Source organism: Stenotrophomonas sp. 85239_Sma (assembly GCF_056481725.1).
In genome coordinates, this window is sequence record NZ_CM151163.1 from 3502662 (window position 1) to 3523744 (window position 21083).

At 65.2% G+C, this 21083-nt stretch carries 17 protein-coding genes; 4 read left to right on the forward strand and 13 right to left on the reverse strand.

Features of this window, described 5'->3' with window-relative positions; translation table 11 throughout:
* Positions 1 to 216: 216 nt before the first annotated feature.
* Entirely contained in the window at positions 217 to 1464 is a 1248-nt protein-coding gene (locus ACYKG1_RS16375) for a hypothetical protein (protein WP_004883036.1), read from the forward strand.
* A gap of 239 nt (positions 1465 to 1703) precedes the next feature.
* On the opposite strand, the gene ACYKG1_RS16380 is transcribed toward ACYKG1_RS16375, so the two are convergent.
* The 3 genes from ACYKG1_RS16380 to ACYKG1_RS16390 all read right to left on the reverse strand — a co-directional run bounded on the left by ACYKG1_RS16380 (position 1704) and on the right by ACYKG1_RS16390 (position 4717).
* The gene (locus ACYKG1_RS16380) at positions 1704 to 2771 is read right to left on the reverse strand and encodes a PDDEXK nuclease domain-containing protein (RefSeq protein WP_004883035.1); all 1068 of its coding nucleotides are present in this window, start codon (positions 2769 to 2771) and stop codon (positions 1704 to 1706) included.
* On the reverse strand, positions 2768 to 3967 hold the full coding sequence (locus ACYKG1_RS16385; RefSeq protein WP_004883034.1) for a tyrosine-type recombinase/integrase: 1200 nt from the start codon (positions 3965 to 3967) through the stop codon (positions 2768 to 2770). The genes ACYKG1_RS16380 and ACYKG1_RS16385 overlap by 4 nt, the downstream gene beginning before the upstream one ends.
* A 243-nt stretch (positions 3968 to 4210) precedes the next feature.
* Positions 4211 to 4717 carry a hypothetical protein gene (locus ACYKG1_RS16390; protein ID WP_478470912.1) on the reverse strand — a complete coding sequence of 169 codons (507 nt, stop codon included), beginning with the start codon at positions 4715 to 4717 and terminating at the stop codon, positions 4211 to 4213.
* A gap of 111 nt (positions 4718 to 4828) precedes the next feature.
* Here ACYKG1_RS16390 and ACYKG1_RS16395 point away from each other — a divergent pair, with 111 nt between their 5' ends.
* Positions 4829 to 5200 carry a hypothetical protein gene (locus tag ACYKG1_RS16395; protein ID WP_478470913.1) on the forward strand — a complete coding sequence of 124 codons (372 nt, stop codon included), beginning with the start codon at positions 4829 to 4831 and terminating at the stop codon, positions 5198 to 5200.
* A 292-nt stretch (positions 5201 to 5492) separates the two neighbouring features.
* Here the strand turns inward: ACYKG1_RS16395 and gcvH are convergent, their stop codons facing one another.
* The 7 genes from gcvH to nudE all read right to left on the reverse strand — a co-directional run bounded on the left by gcvH (position 5493) and on the right by nudE (position 10281).
* Entirely contained in the window at positions 5493 to 5888 is a 396-nt protein-coding gene (gene gcvH, locus ACYKG1_RS16400; RefSeq protein ID WP_100473640.1) for a glycine cleavage system protein GcvH, read from the reverse strand.
* Positions 5889 to 5981: 93 nt separating this feature from the next.
* Entirely contained in the window at positions 5982 to 7094 is a 1113-nt protein-coding gene (gene gcvT / locus ACYKG1_RS16405) for a glycine cleavage system aminomethyltransferase GcvT (protein WP_100473641.1), read from the reverse strand.
* A gap of 159 nt (positions 7095 to 7253) precedes the next feature.
* Positions 7254 to 7556 carry an Mpo1-like protein gene (locus tag ACYKG1_RS16410; RefSeq protein ID WP_100473642.1) on the reverse strand — a complete coding sequence of 101 codons (303 nt, stop codon included), beginning with the start codon at positions 7554 to 7556 and terminating at the stop codon, positions 7254 to 7256.
* 182 nt (positions 7557 to 7738) lie between these two features.
* The gene (locus ACYKG1_RS16415) at positions 7739 to 8068 is read right to left on the reverse strand and encodes a YnfA family protein (RefSeq protein ID WP_100473643.1); all 330 of its coding nucleotides are present in this window, start codon (positions 8066 to 8068) and stop codon (positions 7739 to 7741) included.
* Complete coding sequence (gene mazG / locus ACYKG1_RS16420) at positions 8065 to 8904, reverse strand: nucleoside triphosphate pyrophosphohydrolase (protein WP_100473644.1); 840 nt, start codon at positions 8902 to 8904, stop codon at positions 8065 to 8067. The genes ACYKG1_RS16415 and mazG overlap by 4 nt, the downstream gene beginning before the upstream one ends.
* A 13-nt stretch (positions 8905 to 8917) precedes the next feature.
* On the reverse strand, positions 8918 to 9721 hold the full coding sequence (gene cysQ / locus ACYKG1_RS16425) for a 3'(2'),5'-bisphosphate nucleotidase CysQ (RefSeq protein WP_100440360.1): 804 nt from the start codon (positions 9719 to 9721) through the stop codon (positions 8918 to 8920).
* The gene (gene nudE, locus ACYKG1_RS16430; protein WP_100473645.1) at positions 9718 to 10281 is read right to left on the reverse strand and encodes an ADP compounds hydrolase NudE; all 564 of its coding nucleotides are present in this window, start codon (positions 10279 to 10281) and stop codon (positions 9718 to 9720) included. Before nudE ends, cysQ begins: the two co-directional genes overlap by 4 nt.
* Before the next feature lie 77 nt (positions 10282 to 10358).
* Here nudE and bioA point away from each other — a divergent pair, with 77 nt between their 5' ends.
* The gene (gene bioA / locus ACYKG1_RS16435) at positions 10359 to 11750 is read left to right on the forward strand and encodes an adenosylmethionine--8-amino-7-oxononanoate transaminase (protein ID WP_478470914.1); all 1392 of its coding nucleotides are present in this window, start codon (positions 10359 to 10361) and stop codon (positions 11748 to 11750) included.
* Positions 11741 to 12478, forward strand: coding sequence for a 16S rRNA (uracil(1498)-N(3))-methyltransferase (locus tag ACYKG1_RS16440; protein ID WP_478470915.1), 738 nt, complete (start codon positions 11741 to 11743; stop codon positions 12476 to 12478). Before bioA ends, ACYKG1_RS16440 begins: the two co-directional genes overlap by 10 nt.
* A gap of 42 nt (positions 12479 to 12520) precedes the next feature.
* Here ACYKG1_RS16440 and ACYKG1_RS16445 read toward each other — a convergent pair whose 3' ends face one another.
* The 3 genes from ACYKG1_RS16445 to ACYKG1_RS16455 are packed head-to-tail and all read right to left on the reverse strand — an operon-like array spanning position 12521 to position 21040.
* Positions 12521 to 12985, reverse strand: coding sequence for a chemotaxis protein CheW (locus ACYKG1_RS16445; RefSeq protein WP_100473648.1), 465 nt, complete (start codon positions 12983 to 12985; stop codon positions 12521 to 12523).
* On the reverse strand, positions 12982 to 14325 hold the full coding sequence (locus ACYKG1_RS16450) for a chemotaxis protein CheB (RefSeq protein ID WP_478470916.1): 1344 nt from the start codon (positions 14323 to 14325) through the stop codon (positions 12982 to 12984). Before ACYKG1_RS16450 ends, ACYKG1_RS16445 begins: the two co-directional genes overlap by 4 nt.
* On the reverse strand, positions 14312 to 21040 hold the full coding sequence (locus tag ACYKG1_RS16455; protein WP_478470917.1) for an Hpt domain-containing protein: 6729 nt from the start codon (positions 21038 to 21040) through the stop codon (positions 14312 to 14314). The genes ACYKG1_RS16450 and ACYKG1_RS16455 overlap by 14 nt, the downstream gene beginning before the upstream one ends.
* Positions 21041 to 21083: the final 43 nt, after the last annotated feature.

A 21083-nucleotide genomic window follows, 5' to 3' on the forward strand; every position in this document is an offset into this window, starting at 1 on the left:
TGCGCGCGGCTCGCTCTGCATGCCCTGCTGTCGCCAGCTCAACATGCAAGCGGAGCGCGCAGGCCCGGATCACAGTGTCGGGCCGTGGAGGGCTGGCGAATGCCAGTCCCGTCAGGGATGAGCGAATAGCGAACGTGGAGCAGCGCGATCCACAAAGTGGAGACGCTCAAGGTTCCGTCGCTTACTATTTGGACTACGGCGAGTTGAGTAAAAAATATGAAAAATATCTTTGAAGAAATCAATGAATTTTCTTCGGAAAAAATCGCGTTATTCAGCTTTGGGAAATTTTGCTACGTCTTTCTTAATAAAGACCCGATCTTTGTCAAGAAATTGCTTCCCCTCATCCAAACCTCTCTGGCAAATGAGAGCTTTCAGGCAGACGTAATGCGTGCTTATACGGAGGGCTGCATGAATGAAAAGGCGGCCATTCTGAAAGAATTTGAAGCCAAACGCGACCATCCAAACGCAGCCAAGTTTTATGGGCCACAGCTTGATCTAGTGGACAAGCGATTGGCTATAAAGACAATCCAGCATTTAATGGACTACTTAAATAATTATCTCAACGAGTATCCGGGATCGCTAGAAATTCTCAACAATTCCTACAAGCATATCCATGACGAAGATGGTGTTTCGTACATAAAAGAAAATTACGCAAATTATCGCATTGGCTGCATTTTTTATTCCAAGCACCAATCAATCATGGGGAGGGCTGAGATGCTGGAGCTAAAATATTCCAAGGTAGTTGAACGTGAGTACGAGAAAATTGGAATTGACATAAGAAAGGAAGATGCTCAGTTCTCTAAATATAGTCTTGTCAGCCTGAACGAGAATATTCAGATATTCAACGACAAGGATAGTCAGACAATACGCGATGAACGCATAGGGCGACACTTCTGGATAAAAGTTCCGAGGAAGCTGCTTACCTCTATCGAGGAACTCATTGAAAAAGGAATGCTGTCCGAAATAGCATTCAGGATTGATTACGTCTCCGATTATGTCCCTGCAATGGAGGAGATGGAGTTTGGCGCTCCGTTGCGATTGAAAATATCTTCCCTTCCTAGATTGTCAAAGTTCTACTCCACCGATAAATATGAGAACAATCTATGGATTCACCATGACGCAGAGAAGCTAAGTTTGACTTTTGAAGAATTGATGGAGGACTTTGAGGTGGCAGGCGACGACGTCGTAACGCAAGTCATCCATCTTGAATACAGTTCAAAAGGCGATGATTTTTTTATAACTCACTTGGATCACGAATTTATCGTATATACGTTGGATAGCTATCAAGAAAGATTGAGCAATGCCAACATCAAGGGGCATAGAAAAATAAAGACATTCAAAATAGATAACTCAATGATCCCGTTTGATATAAATATTAGCGGGGATCTTTTTCTGTTTCAGGTTCTCGATTCGTATTTAAAAAATGATGACTTGATTCGTGAATATTTTGAAAAAATTAACTGACTTTATAGTTTGAGATATTTAATTAAAACAGCGATCGGCATAGAACATGGCGCTGCTGCCCGCGATAATCATGTGATTGGGCGCTCGCGCCCACTAGCCCCAGCGCATCCTTGAGCCGCAGGCCAGTTCCTTATCGGCCTATGGCGATTCCACACTAGCATGGAGCCTCGATAGAGCAAGAGATCCGTTGCCACATGCTCGTGCTGTGGTTTGGGTGTACGGTTGGACAGATGCTGCTGTCAGGACTTCTCGCCAGGCTGCCGCTGCTCGATCTGCAACCGCGCCCGTTCGGTCGCCTGCTGCAACCGCTCCCCCAGCACCGCACGCGGCGGCAGGGTCGTCAGGTATTCGGCTACGTGGATGCCCGACTTGTCCAGCTCCAGCAACTCGATCTGCTCTGACTTCTTGCCGGTACAAAGAATGATGCCCAGCGGCGAGGCTTCCTCCGGTTCGCGTTCGTGCTTGTCGAGCCAACGCAAATAAAGCTCCATCTGCCCCTTGTATGCTGCCTTGAACTCGCCGATCTTCAACTCCACCGCCACCAGCCGCCGCAGCTTGCGGTTATAGAACAGCAGGTCCAGGTGGAAATCCTCGTCGTCGATCTGGATGCGTTTCTGCCGGGCTAGGAAAGAGAAGCCCGCGCCCAACTCCAGCAAAAAAGACTCCATTTCGCGGATGATCGCGGCTTCCAGGTCGCCTTCCTGCCAGGTATCGCGCAGGCCCAGGAAGTCGAGGATGTACGGGTCGCGCATGACCAGCGCCGGCGACATGCGCTGCGCATCGCGCATCGCCGCCAGCTCTTGCGTGATCGTCTCGTCCGGCTTCTTGGACAGCGCCGTGCGCTCGTATAGCATCGAGTCGATGCGCTCGCGTAGCGTCCGCACGCTCCAGCGTTCGGCGCTGGCCATTTGCACGTAGTAGTCCCGCTGGAGCGGGTCTTTTAGCGGCAGCAGCGCCACGAAATGCGACCAGCTCAATTGTCGTGACAGCGTCACGACAATTGGCTCGTCCGAGAAGGTGGCGGCGAACTGCACCATCCGGCGCAGGTTCTTGTCCGCGAAGCTACGTCCGTAGTCGCGGACAAGCTGCGCCGCCAGGGTCGGCAGGATTTCGTCGCCGTACCCGGCCCGCTGCCCGGCAAGCACTTCCGTATGGATGCGCTGGCCAATGCGCCAGAACAGCAATGTCAGCTCGGCATTGACCGCCGAGGCGACGCGCTGGCGCGACGCTTCGATCAGTGCCCGGATGTCGCCCAGCAGCGCGGGCGGCGCTGCTGGCGCTGAGACGGATGCCTTGCGCCGGGTCATGCGGCCACCTCCTTGGCTCCCTGCATCCCGGTGATCGTCTTACGCCGATTCGCCACCAGTTCGGCCGCCTCTCGCACCGGCTTATCCTCGGTGTGGACGTAGCGCATGAACATGACGACGGTCTTGTGCGCCGTTAGCGCCATGCCGACCTTGACCGGGATGCCCGAATTGGCAATGTCGGTCGCCGAACGGTGGCGGATGCCGTGCGTGCCCACGTGCGTAGCGCCAGCCGCCTTGAGCGCACGGCTCCAGCCACCGTAATACTCGCCCGTGGTTAGATGCTTGCCAGCGTGGCTAGGAGAAGGCAGCACATAGCGGCTACCCTCCTGCCGGGGTGCCGTCGAGAGTAGCCGATAGGCTTCCTCGCTCATGGGCTTAGACATGCCGCCTGTCTTGCTGTCAGGCCAGACGACGCGCCGGTTCTGCAAGTCAACCCAGTTCCATTCCAGCGCGATGATTTCCGAGCGGCGGCCGGCGAACTCGAACTGCAGGCGGATTCCCAAAGGGATGACGTAGTTCTCCAGCCCCTCCGACTCGATCTTGTCGAGCTGTCGGAACAGGTTGCCCATTTCTTCGTCGCTGATGAGGTGAGTCGATTTGCCGGCAGGGAACATCGGGACGTGACGGCAAGGGTTGGTACCGTCGGGCCGATAGCCCCATACCTCGGCCATGTTGAACATCTTGCGCAAGACGCTGAATACCTTGTTCGCCTCGGTCTGCTTGTACGAAAGCTTTTCCATCAGTCCGGCGATTTCAGGACGCTTCACGTCCTGAACTTTCTTGCGTCCCAGCAGCGGAATAATGTTGCGATTGATGACAGCCTGATAGCCGGCTTGGGTGCTGAGCTTGTTGCGCTTCTTGGAGTAGTCCTCCATGAACTTCGTGCATAGCTCCTTGACCGTAGGTGCCTGGCGCGCCTCCGCCTTCTCTGCGGCGGGATCTCCGCCTCGGCGGACTTGGGCCAGCCATTCCTGCGCCAGCGACCGCGCCTGTTCGACGGTCAGCTCCCCGTACAGTCCTAGCGAGGGCTTGCGGCGCTCGCCAGCGTTCGTCCGGTACTGGAGCATGAACACCTTGCGACCCGCCGGGGTAATCTTGCACAGGAAGCCGGGGACCAGCGTGTCCCGGAGTTCGACGGCCTCTGCCTGGGGTTGCGCCGCATCGACAGCGGACTTAGTGAGTTTGATCTTAGCCATGATGACTCCTTGGAAAGACCTGGATTCCAAGGGCCGGATAGGAGTCAGGCGGTCGGAAGTCAGGTCAGGTTTCGGAAAGCACCGGCATATGTTGAACTCGCTTAAGTCATTGATAAACCTGCTGTATCGGGCTGTAGCGTAGTCCAGCGAATTTCGGTGCTGGAGTCATGGTGAAATAAAAAAACCCCCTCCCCGCTGGGCAGCCAGGGAAGGGGGTTTCAGGATGCGGCTATCGGGAAGTACTTAGATCAGCGGCGCCGGGGTTGCCGGCAGAGCGACCGGAGCGGCCTTCTTCTTGCGGGCGGCCGGCTTGCGCTTGGCAACCTTCTTCGCTGCCTTCTTCGGGGCAGCCTTCTTGGTGGCCTTCTTCGCGGTCTTCTTTACTGCCTTCTTGGCGGTCTTCTTGACGGCCTTCTTGGCAGTGGCCTTCTTCGCGACCTTCTTGGCCGGCTTGCGGGCCGTTGCCTTCTTGGCAGTCTTCTTGGCTACCTTCTTGACAGCCTTCTTGGCGGTCTTCTTGACGGCCTTCTTGGCAGCGGACTTCTTGGCTACCTTCTTCGCCGCCTTCTTCACTGCCTTCTTCGCAGTGGTCTTCTTGGCGACCTTCTTCGCAGCCTTCTTCACTGCCTTCTTGGCAGTCGCCTTCTTCGCGACCTTCTTCACTGCCTTCTTGGCAGCGGCCTTCTTCGCGACCTTCTTCACCGCTTTCTTGGCGGCGGGCTTCTTCTTCGCAGCTTTCTTGGTTGCCATGGGATGGCTCCTCGTCAGTGATAGGGAGTTGAAACGCCCAGTTGGATCAAACCCGCGGATGCTGCGTGCGGGGACCGCCGGCGCGTCAGGCGCGCCGTTACGGATGCGGCAATGCCCGCCTCGATCGGCGGAGCGGGCATCGGAACAGGAGTTGCCTTGCATTTCTCCGGGGGAAGCGGGGCCATGTCCACCGTCATTTGGGTCGCGGTGGTCTTGAAGGGGCTGCTTCGCATCGGACGATTGATTCTGCGCACTCGGTTGGGCAGGCAAGGTCTGCTGAGGCGAAACCTAATCACGGTTTTTTTTACTGTCAACAACCCCCGCGAAAAATTTTCACATCCGCGCCGTTCCGGGCGCCTTCGGCGCCACCACTCTGCACGGCCTGCAACGACGGTGGAAGCGGCGCGCACGCGCGTTGCCTGCATCGATGCCAATGCAGGCGTTGATCAAAAAACACTTGAAATAAGCACTCCGCGCAGATAGGCGCAGGTTGGGCACAACAGCGTGCGCGCATCGGCGATGGTCACCGGCACCGCCGCCAACGCCAGCACAACGGCGCCGCAACAGGGGGCGAAAAGTTTTCACATTCGAACGCCTCGGCGCGGGGCTGAAACGCGGATTTGCGCAAAACTGCGCACGCCCATCGGCACCGTTCGTCTGTCGGTTGATGCCACGCCGAGGGTACACAGCGAACCCCGCGTCATGAGTCCGACGCGGTCGCCAAAACAAAAACGGCCACCCGAAGGTGGCCGTATCCGAACCCGGAAGCGACGACTCAGTGGTCGTCGTTCTCCAGGACTTCGGCGTACGCGTCCGGGTCCAGCAGTTCGTTGACCTCTTCGGCGTTGGTCAATTCGACCACGAACATCCAGCCTTCGCCGTAGGCATCTTCGTTGATGGTTTCCGGCTTGTCGGACAGCGCCGAGTTGACCTCGACGACCGTGCCGCTGATCGGGCTGTAGACGTCCGAGGCGGCCTTCACCGACTCGACAACGGCGATCTGTTCGCCGGCCTTGGCCTCGGCGCCGACTTCGGGCAGTTCGACGTAGACCAGGTCACCCAGCAGGCCCTGGGCGTGGTCGGAAATACCGACGGTGACGCGGCCATTGCCTTCGACACGGGCCCACTCATGGGACTTGAGGAACTTGAGGTCGCCGGGGATCTCGCTCATGGGACTGCTCCAGAGATATGCAGGGGTGGAAAAAACGGGGCTAGTGTAACCAACCGGCCGCCACTGCTGTCAGTGACGACCGGCACGTTCGGATCAGGCGTCGGCGAGCACGCCGGGCTGGGCCTGGCCTTCGCGCACGAACGGGAACTTGACCACGCGCACCGGCACCTGCCGGCCACGGATGTCGACGGTGACCTCGCCGAGCTCACCGGCCGGCACTCGGGCAAAGGCGATGCCCTTGGCCAGGGTCGGCGAGAAGGTACCGGACAGGATCTCGCCCAGGCCACTGGCGGTGGTCACCGCCTGGCCGTGGCGCAGCACGCCCTTCTCGTCCATCACCAGACCGATCATCTGGCGCGCGGTGCCGGCGGCCTTCTGTGCTTCCAGCGCGTCGCGGCCGATGAAGTCGCGGCCTTCGTCCAGCGACACGGTCCAGGCCAGCGCCGCTTCATACGGGCTGATCGCTTCGTCCATGTCCTGGCCGTACAGGTTCATGCCGGCCTCCAGGCGCAGGGTGTCGCGCGCGCCGAGCCCGGCCGGCTTCACGCCTGCCGCCAGCAGGCGGTTCCAGAAGGCGACCACGGCATCCTGCGGCAGCAGGATCTCGAAACCGTCTTCACCGGTGTAGCCGGTGCGGGCGACGAACAGCTCGACGCCGTCTTCGGACTGCGCCTGCAGGGCGGCGAAGCGGCCCAGCTTGGTCAGCGCTGCACGGTCGGCTTCGCGGGTCAGGCCGATGACGATGTCGCGCGCCTGCGGGCCCTGCACGGCGAGGATGGCCAGGTCCGGGCGCTGCTCGACGGAAACATCGAACGGTGCTGCCTGCTCGCGCAGCCAGGCCAGGTCCTTCTCGCGGGTGGAGGCGTTGACCACCATGCGGAAGAAGTCGTCGCCCAGGTAGTAGACGATCAGGTCGTCGATGACGCCGCCGCGCGGGTTCAGCATGCACGAGTACAGCGCCTTGCCGGTCACCTTCAGCTTGTCGACCGAGTTGGCCAGCAGGCGGCGCAGGAACGGCTTGACCTGCTCGCCGCGCAGGTCGACCACGGTCATGTGGCTGACGTCGAACACACCGGACTCGCGGCGCACCAGGTGGTGCTCGTCCAGCTGCGAGCCGTAGTGGATGGGCATGTCCCAACCCCCGAAATCGACCATCTTGGCGCCAAGGGCGCGGTGGGTATCGTTGAGCAGCGTCTTCTGGGTCATGACCGGGTCCGGCAGCAGAGGAAACAAGAACCGCCATTATCCCAGATCGGTCGCCCGCAGGCGTGCCGCAGCGCAGCGGTTCGTGGAAGCGGAAGCCCGGCTAGGCCCGTCCTTTCCCTTTCGGGCGAGGCAGTGGTTGCGGTGCACCGCAACCGCCTGCTACAGGTGCACCCGCCCACGCAGGATGTCGGCGAACATCACCCAGTCACCCATGAATGAATACAGCGGGTGCCGGAAGGTCGCCGGGCGGTTCTTCTCGAAGAAGAAATGGCCGACCCAGGCGAACCCGTAACCGCAGAACAGAGCAGCGAGCAGGAGCAGCGGTTGGCCGCGCAGCACGGCAGCAGCAACCAGCAGCAGCACCCCGCAGCTGCCGATGAAGTGCAGCCGCCGCGAGACCGGATGGCGGTGCTCGCTGAGATAGAACGGATAGAACTCGCGGAAGCTGGCGAAACGGGTCATGCGCGTGCTCCGGGCGGCGGGGTCACCGCCATCATGCGCCTTCCCGGGAGGGAAACCGGTCTGGACGGCCTGGCCGATTTCGACAGGGCATCGCATGATCCGGTGGCGGTGCCTTTGTAGAGTCGCGCCACGCTCGACGCTACAGGAGAGAGAGCGCGCGAGCGGTCGAGTCTGGCTCGACGCTACACCGAGGGCGCGCGCGGACCGAACATGATCACCGCCATGCCGGCCAGGCACAGGGCTGCACCGAGCAGGTCCCAGCGACTGGGACGAATGCCGTCGACCAGCCACAACCAGAACAGTGCGGTGCCGATGTAGACACCACCGTAGGCGGCATAGACGCGTCCACTGGCGGTGGGATGCAGGGTCAGCAACCACGCGAACAGGGCCAGGCTGGCCGCCGCCGGCAGTAGCAACCAGACGCTGCCCCCCTTGCGCAGCCACAGCCACGGCAGGTAGCAGCCGACGATCTCGGCCAACGCGGTCAGCAGGAACAGGCCGAGCGTCTTCACGCCTTTTCCGCGGCCTTGGCGTGCTGCCACAGCGCTTCCTGCGCCTCCAGGTCCAGTGCAGCCAATGCCTCGCCCTGCGCGTCGGCCTGCGCTTCCATGGCGCGGAAGCGACGTTCGAACTTGTGGTTGGCCCCGCGCAGCGCAGCGCCCAGATCGATATCGGCGTGCCGGGCCAGGTTGGCGCAGACGAACAGCAGGTCTCCCAGCTCTTCCTGCAGGCGCGCCTTGTTGCCTGCGATGTCTCCGCGCTCGAACTCCTCGCGCAGTTCCTGCAGCTCCTCGGCCGCCTTGTCCAGCACCGGCAGCGGGCCCGGCCAGTCGAAACCGACCTTGGCCGCGCGCGACTGCAGCTTCACAGCGCGCTGCCATTCCGGCAAGCCGCGCGAGATACCGGCCAGTGCGGAGGTGTCCTGCTCGCCCTTGGCAGCACGCTCGGCGCGCTTGATCGCCTCCCAGTTGCGCATCACCCCATCGGCATCGTCGACGCTGACATCGGCGAACACGTGCGGGTGGCGGCGCTGCATCTTGTCGCTGATCGCACGGGCGACCTCGGCGAAGGCGAACGCGCCCTGTTCCTCGGCCATGCGCGCATGGAACACCACCTGCAGCAGCAGGTCACCGAGCTCGTCGCAGAGATCGTCGAGGTCACCCCGGTCGATCGCATCGGCGACCTCGTAGGCTTCCTCGATGGTGTACGGGGCGATGGTCGCGAAGTTCTGTTCCAGGTCCCACGGGCAGCCACCCTGCGGATCGCGCAGGCGCGCCATGATCGACAGCAGGCGCTCGAGTTCGTTGCTGGCGGCGCTGCCGGTGGTGGGGGTGTCGTGCGCGCTCATGCGGACTCCAGGTTCAATCGGACAACCAGTCGCGCCACGGCAGGCTGGTATCACCAAGGGCAATGAAATCGCCGTTCAACAGGGTCTCGCGGCGGTTGTAGCGGAACGGCTTGCCGGTTGCGGCCGACAGCACCGCGCCACCAGCGGCATGCAGCACGCACTGGCCGGCGGCGGTATCCCATTCGGAGGTCGGGCCGAGCCGCGGATAGACATCCAGGCCACCTTCGGCGATCCGGCAGAACTTCAGCGACGAGCCCTGCGCGATGGTCTCGATGCGGCCCATGCGCGCCAGCAGCGCCTCGGTTTCCGGCGAGCGGTGCGAACGGCTGGCGGCAACGCGCAGCGGTGCGGTGGCCGGCGTACGGGTGCGCAGCACGGTGTCGTGCAGGCCCTGCCGCCGATAGGCCAGCTCGCCGCGCATGGCATGCCAGACGATGCCGGTGACCGGCGCCAGCACCACGCCGAAGGCCGGCGCGCCCTGGTAGATCAAGGCGATGTTGACGCTGAACTCACCGTTGCGCTTGACGAACTCGCGGGTGCCGTCGAGTGGATCCACCAGCCAGTACGCGCCCCAGTGGCGGCGCTGCTCCCAGCCCACCTGCGCCGATTCCTCGGACAGGATCGGCAGGTCCGGGGTCAGCTGGCGCAGGCCCAGCTCAATGACCTGGTTGGCGGCCAGGTCGGCCGCGGTGACCGGGCTGTTGTCGTCCTTGATCTGCACCTCGAAGCCATCGGCATACACCTGCATGATGGCCTGTCCGGCTTCCTGGGCGATGGCGATGGCGGTCTCGCGCAGGTCCGTCGTCAGCTTGATCATCGCGGTCCCTGCAGCCACTGCCGGGCAATGAACAGCGCCGCCAGCGAGCGTCCCTCGGAGAAGTCCTCGCGCAGCATCAGCTGGTCCAGTTCGGCCAGCTTCCACGGCACCACTTCCAGCTCCTCCGGCTCGTCACCGGCCAGCTTTTCCGGGTACAGGTCGCGCGCCACCACCAGCCACGACTGGTGGCTCATGTAGGTCGGGGCCAGGGTCATCGCGCGCAGCACGTCGACCCGGCGCGCACCATAGCCGGCCTCTTCCTTCAGTTCGCGGTCGGCCGCCTGCTCGGGCGTCTCGCCGGCGTCGATCCGGCCCTTCACCAGCCCCAGTTCGTAACGGTGCATGCCGGCGGCGTATTCACGTACCAGCAGCACGGTTTCGTCGTCGAGCATCGGCACCACCACCACCGCACCGTGCCCACGACTGACCAGGCGTTCGAAACGGCGGCGTTCACCGTTGGAGAACTCCAGGTCAAGATGCTGGCGCTGGAACGGCCCGTTCTCCTCATCGGTGATGCGATGGATGATCGGCAAGCGACGGCCGGCACGGTCATCGTTCATGCGGAATCTCCGCGGCGACCGGCGGCTGCGCCGGGGCCGATAGAATGTGCAGGCAGCAACATGTTCATGAGCCCGAAATGCTAGCAGACCCAACCCCCTCCCCGCTGGCCCGCCACTGGCGGCAGCGCGACCTGCAGGTGCTGTGGCACCCGTGCACGCAGATGCGTGAGCATCCGGACACCCTGCCGCTGGTGCCGATTGCCCGTGGTGAAGGCGCGTGGTTGATCGACCACGACGGCAACCGCTATCTGGATGCGGTCAGCAGCTGGTGGACCAATCTGTTCGGCCACGCCGAACCGCGCATCGGTGGCGCCATCGCCGCCCAGGCCGGGCAACTGGAACAGGTGATGCTGGCCGGTTTCGGCCACGAGCCGGCGATCACCCTGGCCGAACGCCTGCTGGCACTGGCGCCACGCCAGGCCGGCCGTGCACCGCTGGCCAAGGTGTTCTATGCCGACAACGGTTCGGCCGGCGTGGAAGTAGCGCTGAAGATGGCCTTCCAGTACTTCCAGAACCGTGCAGAGCCCCGGCGCACGCGCTTCATCGCACTCGAGAATGGCTACCACGGCGAAACCCTGGGCGCGTTGGCGCTGGGTGACATCCCGCTGTACCGCCGCGTCTATGCGCCGCTGCTGGCCGAAGGCCTGTTCGCCCCCTCGCCCGATGCCTACCTGGCCGAACCGGGCCAGAGCGCGGCCGATCGCGCGCGGCAGGCGGCCGATGGCCTGGCCACGCTGTTCGACCAGCATCCCGGCGAGATCTGTGCGGTGGTGCTGGAACCGCGCCTGCAGTGTGCCGGCGGCATGCGCATGCATGACCCGGTCTACCTGCAGCGCGTGCGCGAACTGTGCGATGCCCATGGCGCGTTCATGATCGCCGACGAGATCGCCACCGGCTTCGGCCGCACCGGCACCCTGTTCGCCTGCGAGCAGGCCGGGGTGATGCCGGACCTGATGTGCCTGTCCAAGGGCCTGACCGGCGGCTTCCTGCCACTGGCTGCCGTACTGGCGACGCAGGCGCTGTATGACGCCTTCCTCGACGACTCGCGCGAGCGCGCCTTCCTGCATTCGCACAGTTACACCGGCAACCCACTGGCCTGCGCTGCGGCGCTGGCGACGCTGGACATCTTCCGCGACGATGATGTGATCGCGCGCAACCGGGGCATCGCCTCGGTGATGGGCACGCTGGCGGCACCGTTTGCCGACCACCCGCAGGTGGCCGACGTGCGCCAGGCCGGCATGGTGGTGGCGTTCGAGCTGTCGCGCGACGGCGACAAGCGCGCGCCGTTCGACCCGGGCCTGAGGCTGGGCCTGCAGGCCTACAAGGCCGCGCTCAAGCGCGGCGTGGTGCTGCGCCCGCTGGGCGACGTGCTGTACTGGATGCCACCCTATTGCGTGGATGACGAACAACTGGAGCTGCTGGCACACACCACGCTGGCGGCCATCGACGAGGCGATTGCATGCGCGTGACCCGCTGCCCCATCGACCTGGCGCTGCACAGCGGCCAGACCGTGACCCTGCCGGAAGAGACCGCCAACCATCTGGTGCGGGTGATGCGCCTGCGCGAGGGAGACACCTGCGTGCTGTTCAACGGCGACGGCCATGACTACAGCGCCACGCTGACCGTGGCCGGCAAGCGCGAAGTGCAGGTGCGCATCGACGCGGTGCAGGCCATCGGCAACGAATCCCCGCTGGCGATCACCCTGCTGCAGGGCATCGCCCGTGGCGAGAAGATGGACCTGATCCTGCAGAAGGCGACCGAGCTGGGCGTGGCCGCGATCCTTCCGGTCAACGCCGAGCGCACCGAGGTGAAGCTGGATGCGGCACGGGCCGAGAAGCGGGTGGCGCACTGGAACAACGTGGTGACCTCGGCCTGCGGACAATCCGGGCGAGCACGCATTCCGCAGGTGGGCTCCCCGCTGTCGCTGGCGCAGGCTGCGGCGGCGCTGCCAGCCGATTCGCTGCGGCTGACCCTGGATCCGCAGGGCGCGCATCGCCTGTCGACGCTGGCGGCCGCTCCCGCGGGCGGCATCGTGATTGCGATCGGCCCGGAAGGCGGCTGGTCACCTCGCGATCGCGATCAATTGGCCGCGGCAGGATTCCAGGGGTTGCAGCTGGGGCCGCGGATCCTGCGCACGGAAACGGCCGGACTGGCCGCCATCGCGGCGTTGCAGGCGCGGCTGGGCGATCTGGGGTAAGGCGCAGCTCCCCTCGCCGGGCATGGCCCGGCCGATTCCCCATCAGGCCGCCAGCGAATCCAGCGCCGCTTCCAGTGCGTCCAGGTTCGGCAGCAGCGCGCTCTGCTCACCCAGCAGCACGCGCATGTGCACGACCTGCGGCAGGGTTTCTTCGGAGGCGTCGGCCAGCAGGCCGTCGCGCGGCACCGAGATCAGCTGCGGGAAGTTCTGCGTCAGCAGCGCGTAGTACGGGCGCTGCGCATTGCCGCTGAGGGACTTCAGCACCACCACCTTGTTGTGGCCGGCCACCGCCTCTTCGCCCAGCCCGGAAAGGCGTGCGAACGACACCAGCGGCACCTGCCAGCCGTGCCAGCCGATCTCGCCGACCAGCCAGCGCGGGGCATCGGAGACCGGCTGCACCGGCACGCGCGACATCATTTCAGCCACGGTGGCATTGGGCAGCAGCACGCGCTCGTTGCCGGCCTGGATCAGGACGCCGCGGATTTCGTCATTGCTGGCGTAGCTCATGGTGCTTCTCCGTTGTCGTCCTGCTCACCCCAGCGCGCGGCAATCGCCTGCGCCAGTTCCTGCGGTTCACCGGCCACCATGCCGGCAGCAACCACCGCAGTGGCTGCAGCCGGGTCGTAGCAGCCCTCGCCCACCTGCCCCGCCACCCACGCACCGGCAGCCGCCAGGTCCAGCGCCGGGCCGACGTGGGCCAGGTCGGCACCGCTGAGCAGCACCAGCGCGGTGTGTTCGGCCGGCAATGCAGCGAGCGAAATACCAGTGGCATCGCTCTGGAAATGCAGGCCATCGCTGGCCGCGCGGACGCCGATATCATCGGCCAGCACGTGGACCTCGCCCGGTACGGCATGCTGGCCGGCCTCGGCCAACTGCACCGGCAACGGCGAAACACGCGACATCTGCTTGACCAGGTTGCCGTAGCGGCCACCATCCAGGCGCATGTGCACCAGCACCGGCACGCTCAACGACGCGGGCAGTGCGCCGAGCAGGCGACGCAAGGCATCCGGGCCACCGATGCCGGCCAGCACCAGCAACGATGCGGCGCGTGCACCGGCCGGGGCGGCGGCATCCAGATCGACCAGGCTCAAATGATCGGTATCGAAGGAGGGCTGCGGCGCGGCGACCGGCGCCACGGCGTCTGCCGGTGCCGGTGCCGGCGCTTCGATCGATTCCTCGACCAGCGACCAGGCGGTGTGATCGAAGGAGATCGGCGGTGCCGCAGGCGCCGCCGGTTCGGCCAGCGCCTGCGGCGGCGAAGACGGATCCAGGGGTTCGGGCACGACCGGCTGCAGCGCCGCCAGGGCCTGCTCCAGCGCGATCGGTTCGTGCAGGTGTGCCGGAGGCGAATACAGCCCGTCGGCCGGAACCTCATCGGCCCAGCTCAGCGCCTGCTCCAGGTGCGGTTGCAGGGCTTCCTCCTGCGGCACCGGCGCGGGCGCCGGATGGCCGGGCTCCAGCTGCAGGCTGGGCTCTTCCTCGGCGCCCGGCGGCAACACCTGCTGGTGGCCGTGCAGCTTGGCGGCCAGATGGCGCCCCCAACGCTGGGCCTCCCAGCCGTCGCGGCGCGCGGCCAGCTCAGCCTCATCGAACACCAGGGTCAGCCCCGGTGCCGAGAGCACGGCTTCCAGCCGTTCCAGTGCATCCTCGATGGCAGCTTCCAGCGCGATCACCACGAACTGTGGGTCTGCGGCCTGCAGGACCTGTGGCTCCAGGCCGTTCGGATCATCTTCCAGGACCAGCTGCACATCTGCATGCGACAACGCTTCGCGCAGGCGTTCGCGCGCCGCACCGGGACGGGCCAGCAGGGCGACGGCCGGGGCCGGATGGGTTTCACTCACGGACACGGGCGATCCCCAGCAGGTCGTACACGTTACGCATCAGGTCCAGTTCCTGGTACGGCTTGCCCAGATAACGCTGGACACCGATTTCGAAGGCGCGCTGGCGGTGCTTGTCGCCGCTGCGCGAGGTGATCATCACGATCGGCACATCCTTGTAGCGCGGGTCGGCGCGCATCGCGGTGGCCAGCTCGTAACCATCCATGCGGGGCATCTCGATATCCAGCAGCATCAGGTCCGGCACGCGCTCTTCCAGCCGCTCCAATGCTTCCACGCCATCGCGGGCAACACTGACTTCGAAGTTGTGGCGTTCGAGGATGCGGCCGGTCACCTTGCGCATGGTCAGCGAGTCATCGACCACCATCACCAGCGGCACCTGGCGTTCGTCGCGCGGTGCATTGGCCAGTACCGGTGCGGTCGGATTGGCCAGGAAACGGCGCACCAGCGGCGCGACGTCCAGGATCACCACCACGCGGCCATCGCCGGTGATGGTGGCACCGTAGATGCCCGGTACCGATGCAATCTGCAGGCCAACCGGCTTGACCACGATTTCGCGGTTGCCCAGCACCTGGTCGATCGCCACGGCAGCGCGCAGGTCACCGGCCCGCACCAGCAGCAGCGGCACCTGGTCCTGGCCATCGGCGCGTGCCGGGGCCTGCCCGACCAGGCTGCCGAGGTCATACAGCGGGTAGTCCTCGCCGCTGTAGCGGTAGCTGCTGTCGGCGGCCTCGAAGCGTTCGCGCGACAGGCGGCCGATACCACTGACCGAGGCCACCGGCACGGCAAAGGTGGTTTCGCCGATCTGCACGAACACCGCCTGGGTGACGGCCAGTGTCTGCGGCAGGCGCAGGGTGAAGCGCACGCCCTGGCCACGCACCGACTGGATGTCGACCGAGCCACCGAGCTGGCGCACTTCGTTGCGCACCACGTCCATGCCCACGCCACGGCCCGCCAGCTGGCTGACCTGGTCGGCGGTGGAGAAGCCGGAGGCGAAGATCAGGTTGTCCAGTTCCTGCTCGTTCGGCTGCGCATCGGCGGCCAGCAGGCCACGATCGATGGCCCGGCGGCGGATCGCTTCGCGGTCCAGGCCGGCACCGTCATCGGCCACTTCCAGCACGATTTCCGAGCCTTCACGGTGCAGGCGGATGGCGACCTCGCCTTCTTCCGGCTTGCCGGCGGCACGACGCTGTTCCGGTGCTTCCAGGCCGTGGGCCACGGAGTTGCGCAGCATGTGTTCGAGCGGTGCGACCATGCGGTCGAGAACATTGCGGTCCAGTTCGCCGTGGGTGCCTTCCAGGGTGAGGTGCACCTGTTTGCCGGTATCCATGCCGGACTGGCGGACCACGCGGCGCAGGCGCGGCACCAGGCCATCGAACGGCACCATGCGCGCGCGCATCAGGCCGTCCTGCAGCTCGGAACTGACGCGCGACTGCTGTTGCAGCAGCGAATCGTACTGGCGTGACAGATCGTCGAGCACGCCCTGCAGGCCCCCGAGATCGGCCGCCGACTCGTTCAGCGCACGGCTGAGCTGCTGCAGCGTGGAGAAGCGGTCCAGTTCCAGCGGATCGAACTTCTGATCGGCCTGGTCCTGCTCGCGCTGGTAGCGGGCGACGATCTGCGCTTCGGTTTCCAGGTCGAGGCGGCGCAGCTGGTCGCGCAGTCGTGCATTGGTGCGCTCCAGTTCACCCATCGCGCCACGGAAGGCACCGAGCTGCTGTTCCAGGCGCGAGCGGTAGATCGCCACTTCACCGGCATGGTTGACGAGGCGGTCGAGCAGATCCGCGCGCACGCGCACCTGCTCCTGCTGCGGGCGCGCCAGCGGATCTTCATCGACCACGCCTTCGGCCGGCAGCGGTGCCGACAACGGCGCATCGAGCAGTACCGGTGCCGGGCTGGCGACCGGTGCCGGAGCGGTTTCAGCGACGCTCGCCACGTTCGCTGCGGCAGCTGCGGCAGCCGCAGCAGCCGCAGCGATATCGGTGGTGGTACGCACTTCGAACGCGTCGACCAGGTCCTGCGCCGGTTCCACCACGCGGTGGTCACCGGTGCGGGTCAGCAGCTGGTGCAGGCGATCGAATCCGCGCTCCAGCAGCTGGACATCGCGGCGTTCGATTTCGGTGCGACCGGCGGCAACGGCTTCCAGCAACGATTCAATGCTGTGGCCGAGATCGCCGATGGCGTTGATGCCAGCCATGCGTGCGCCACCCTTCAGGGTGTGCAGGTCACGCTGCAGGCCAGCCAGCACCTCACGGTCCTGCGGCGCATCGCGCAGCTCGCTGATCAGGCCATCGCAGTGGTCGAGCAGGTCCTTGCCTTCCTCGACGAAGATGTCCACCAGCTCGCGATCGTAGACACTGAAGTCGAGCGCATCGGCGCTGTCTTCGAGCACCGGCATGGCAAGGACTTCGGCTGCCACGGTCTCAGGTGCGACAACGTCAGGCGCGTCGGTGGCCACGGCATCCGATGCGGTGATCACTTCGACGTCGACGGCTTCGACGCGGACTTCCGCCTGGCCCGGCGCGTCTTCCAGTTCGAAGAAGCGCACCGGTTCGGCGGTGGCCGGCGCAGCGGCCTCCGCGATCTCCCCATTCACCGTCGCCGGGGACGGCTGATCGGCGCTCTCTCCTTCACCGATCGCCGCCTCCCCGCCGACGTCCGCATCCTCGGCAAAGGCTTCCGCCTCGCCCGGCGCGAGTTCGCTGGCCTGCAGGCCGAGCACGGGCCATTGCCCGTCGTCGGCCAGGGGCTGCTCTTCGTCGATCACGTGCAGGCCGGCCTCGAGCGCGGCTTCCAGCGAGACCGGTTCTGCAAACCCCGGCGCAGCCATTTCATCCTGCAGGCTCGACAGCTCGCTGTCGAGTGGCAGTGCAGCAGGCGTTTCGAACGCCACGGCATCAGCGATGTGCGCGTAGTCGGCCGATGGCGCATTCAGGTCAGATGCGACGGCTCCGACACCGGCCGGGATCTCTTCGGCGTCGCGGTCGTCGACCGGCAGCGCACTGGCATCCAGATACGGCGACAGATCGTCCACGACGGTCAGACCGGCACCGTCGGACAGCGGCGGCAGGCTTTCGGACTCCGCCCCGACGCCGGCTACGGCGACGCCCGGAACATCGCCGGCCACCTGGATCGATTCGACCACCGGCAGCGTCGCCTCCCCCTCACCCGGTACCGACGGCCATCCGGCATCGAAGTAGCGCGAAAGATCGTCGCTGGCGGTCAGCTCACCGACCTCCAGCCCGGCCTCGATCGCCACGTCGGCGACCGGGGCGTGCGCAGTATCGACATGTGCCTCCGGTTCCTGCTCCGGTGCGGCAAACGAAAGCGGCACCGCATCGGCTTCACGCGCGACGACCGTCGATGCGTCCGCGTCCAGTTCCACCGCCGGTTCGTCATCCAGCGCCAGATCGTCTTCGTCGTCCTCCAGGCCCACCATCGGCCAGCGCGCTTCCGGCAACGCACCGGCCAGCGCCTGCAGGCGCTGTGCCAGTACCTGTTGCGGCGCAATGCGCGGCTGTTCGGCCTGCAACGCTTCCATGGTGGCGGTGATCGCCTGCGCCGTCGCATCCAGGGCGGCCACGCCTTCATCACCCGGGACCACCTCAGCGGCCAGTGCGCGCTTGATGTAGGACTCCGCACCGCCGGTCACAGCCGTGATCTCGGGCACTTCGGTCATCGCGAAGGCGCCGTTCATGGTGTGCACCGCACGCAGCAGTGCATCGCTGACCGGTTGCGGTGCCTGCTGCGCCGAACGCAGCCAGTCCTGCAGGGTGGCCTGGTGGACTTCCACCTCGGCCTCGAGAATCTCGCGCAGTACGCTGTCGATGTTGGCCGGTGTGCCGGCGACTTCGGCCTCCTCAGCGGTATCGGCCAGCGCCGAAACGGCAGCCTCCGCGTCGAGAATGCGGCTGATCTCGTCTTCGCCGTCGGCTTCGGCAACCGGTACAACCGGCGCAGCCGCACCCGGCAGCGGTACGTAGTAGGTTTCCTCGCCTGCACCGACACGATCGGCAATGGCCTGCATGGCCTGCAGGTCGACGCTGATGCGCTGGCCGTGGCGCAGTGCTGCGTTCAGCTGTGGCAGCGCCGCATGTGCGTTGTCGACCATCGCCAGCACCGCCGGCGACGCGGCGCGGCTGCCATCCAGCACGCGGTTGAGCATGCCTTCGATCTTCCACGCGAACTCGCCCAGCGTGCGTGCGCCAACCAGCCGGCCACTGCCCTTCAGGGTATGGAAGATGCGGCGGATCGGGCGCAGCCGGTCCATGTTGTCCGGCTGCATGCGCCACGCTGGCAGCAGCGTGCCGAGATTGGCCAGCTCATCGTCGAACTCTTCCAGGAACACCTCGCGGATGTCCTCGTCGATGTTCTCGGCGTCGTCATCGAAGCCGGCGTCGAAGCCCGCATTCGCGTCGGCATTGGCGTCGGCGTCGGTCGCAACCACCGCCTCCGGTGCCGCCGCGGCGGGCATTGCCTGCGGATTGAAGCCGGCAGCGGCTGCACTCAGTTCGGCAAAGAACTGGGCGTCGGCTTCGCTGAAATCGATCGGCGCGATGGTGTCGATATCGATCATCGACACGGCCGGTGCGGACGTTTCCGTTGCACGAGCGGCATCGATCAACGGTGGCGTGATCGACGGTACCGGCAGGTCATCCGGAGCCTCATCCGCCTCGACCTGCGACGCAGGCGATGCATCGGCCAGTGGTGGCGCCACGGCATCAACGATCTCCAGCGACGGGTGCAACCCGGCGTCATCGTCCAGCGACAGCGTTTCCATCGCATGCAGCGACAGCACGTCGTCAGCGTTATCCAGCGCGTCGGCGTCGAAGCGGAACACCACGTCGGCCACGGCAGCCGCATCCTGCTCGGCCGCTACCGGATCGAACACCGGTGCAGCATCGAATCCGGTCGCGGATGAACCCACGACGTCCGTCGTCTCGTCGATGGCAGGCGCTGCGGTTTCCTCAAGCACCTGCGGTGCCTCGGACAGCGACCACTGCGGTGCACCGGAGTGACCGCTGTCAGCCAGCTCGAAGCTGACCGGATCGAAACTGGCGAAGGTCGGGCTGCGTTCGTCATCGGCAGGCGCGACCACGTCGGTCTCCGGATGGAACGGCGCCAGCTCCCACTGCGGGACATCCGGCGCGGGAGCGCTGGACGCAGCGAAAACCAGCGCTGCCTCTGCCTCATCCTGCGTCGGCAACGGCGAGGCATCGGCATCACCCGTGCTGGCGGCCACGGCTGCCACCGTGCCGAGTGCACCGAACATCAGGCGATTGTCGGACACCATTGGCGCCGGGGTGGCCGGCGGCGGGTCAAAGGTGAAGTCCGGCAGCGGCGTCGGCACGTCGCCGGCAGCGGGCGCAGCAGGCTGCACCGGAATCTCGATGCGCTCCGGCTGCAGCGGTTCGGCCTGCAGGGCGACCGGTTCCGGTTCGACCGGCAGCACCACCCGCGCATCCGGCGCAGCGGCGTTGCGCTCGGGCAGCGGCCAGTAGCGCAGTGCTTCGAGGCTGCTGCGGGTGATTTCGAGGATGTCTTCGCGGCCCGGGCGACGGTCGCGCAGGGCTTCCAGGTAGTACTCCAGGCTGGCCATGGCATCGGCCAGGGTGTCCAGCTGGCGGCCGCTGGGCACGCGCTGCCGGCCGATCAGTTCGGCTTCGATGTACTGCTGCACGCCGCGCAGGTAGTCGGCGGCGGTGCCCAGGTCGAGCATGCGCAGCGCGCCGGACACATCGCCCAGCAGTCGCGGTACATCCTTCAGCTCGGCATGGTTCCAGCTGGTTTCGATGAAGGCGACGAAATGCTCGCGGGCGGCAGCGAAGTTGGCGATGGCTTCATGTGCCAGCACCTCCACCGTACGCCGGTTCTCCACCGCGCTCGGATCGTCCTCGCCACTGCCACCGGCACCCAGGTGGGCGACCTGGTCGTCCAGCGAGGCGTCGACGTACAGCAGCGCACCGGCGATATCCAGCAGCAGGTTCTCGTCGATCTGCTGGCGGCCCTCGACCACGCCACGCAGCGCGTCGCGCTGCTGCACGACCACGCCGCGGGCCACGCCCAGGCCCATCATGCCCAGCGTGTCGGCCACCGCGCCCAGCTCGTTGGCCTGGGTCTGCAGCTGTTCCGGCGCACCGCCGGTGCGCAGGTGCAGGTCAAGCGCATCCTTGATGCGCAGCAGTTCTTCCTTCACCGCGCTGCCGACCGTATCGAGCAGCTCGCGGTTGCGCCCGCTCAGGCTGCCACGGGCATGGTCCAGCTCGGCCTCGGTGGCGGTGACGCTGTCCGGCGCAAAGGCCAGCAGCACGCTGTCATTGACGCCTTCTTCGCCACGCGCCGCGCGGATCTCGTTGAGCAGCGGCATCAGCACGATCGGAATGTCGCGATGGCCGTTCTGCAGGCGTTCCAGATAGTCAGGCAGCAGCACGCTGCCGCGCATCAGGGTCGCGCAGGCTTCGTCACGGTCGGCCACGCGGCCGGCGCCGATGGCGTTGGCCAGCTGTTCCAGCTCTTCGGCCACCATCGCCGGGGCATACAGCTCGACCATGCGCAGGGTGCCCTGCACCTGGTGCAGGTAGCCGGCGCAGATGCGCATGCGGCTGGCATCGGTGGGATCTTCCGCGTAGTACTCGACCTCGTTGCGCACCTGGCGCAGGGTCTCGTCCAGCTCGGGCTTGACCCAGCCCAGCGCTGCGTGGCTCATCGCATCGCGCAGACTGCTCATGGACGCGCTCCGTTCGCCGCCGCGCGGTGGCCGCGCGAGTTCT

Coding starts and splice junctions, on each gene's coding strand:
- cysQ (WP_100440360.1), bottom strand. CDS start 9,721: ATGATCAAGCTGACGACGGACCTGCGCGAGACCGCCATCGCCATCGCC.
- nudE (WP_100473645.1), bottom strand. CDS start 10,281: ATGAACGATGACCGTGCCGGCCGTCGCTTGCCGATCATCCATCGCATC.
- ACYKG1_RS16385 (WP_004883034.1), bottom strand. CDS start 3,967: ATGGCTAAGATCAAACTCACTAAGTCCGCTGTCGATGCGGCGCAACCC.
- ACYKG1_RS16455 (WP_478470917.1), bottom strand. CDS start 21,040: ATGAGCAGTCTGCGCGATGCGATGAGCCACGCAGCGCTGGGCTGGGTC.
- ACYKG1_RS16440 (WP_478470915.1), top strand. CDS start 11,741: ATGCGCGTGACCCGCTGCCCCATCGACCTGGCGCTGCACAGCGGCCAG.
- ACYKG1_RS16445 (WP_100473648.1), bottom strand. CDS start 12,985: ATGAGCTACGCCAGCAATGACGAAATCCGCGGCGTCCTGATCCAGGCC.
- gcvH (WP_100473640.1), bottom strand. CDS start 5,888: ATGAGCGAGATCCCCGGCGACCTCAAGTTCCTCAAGTCCCATGAGTGG.
- ACYKG1_RS16410 (WP_100473642.1), bottom strand. CDS start 7,556: ATGACCCGTTTCGCCAGCTTCCGCGAGTTCTATCCGTTCTATCTCAGC.
- ACYKG1_RS16375 (WP_004883036.1), top strand. CDS start 217: ATGAAAAATATCTTTGAAGAAATCAATGAATTTTCTTCGGAAAAAATC.
- ACYKG1_RS16395 (WP_478470913.1), top strand. CDS start 4,829: ATGCCCGCCTCGATCGGCGGAGCGGGCATCGGAACAGGAGTTGCCTTG.
- gcvT (WP_100473641.1), bottom strand. CDS start 7,094: ATGACCCAGAAGACGCTGCTCAACGATACCCACCGCGCCCTTGGCGCC.
- bioA (WP_478470914.1), top strand. CDS start 10,359: ATGCTAGCAGACCCAACCCCCTCCCCGCTGGCCCGCCACTGGCGGCAG.
- ACYKG1_RS16390 (WP_478470912.1), bottom strand. CDS start 4,717: ATGGCAACCAAGAAAGCTGCGAAGAAGAAGCCCGCCGCCAAGAAAGCG.
- ACYKG1_RS16380 (WP_004883035.1), bottom strand. CDS start 2,771: ATGACCCGGCGCAAGGCATCCGTCTCAGCGCCAGCAGCGCCGCCCGCG.
- mazG (WP_100473644.1), bottom strand. CDS start 8,904: ATGAGCGCGCACGACACCCCCACCACCGGCAGCGCCGCCAGCAACGAA.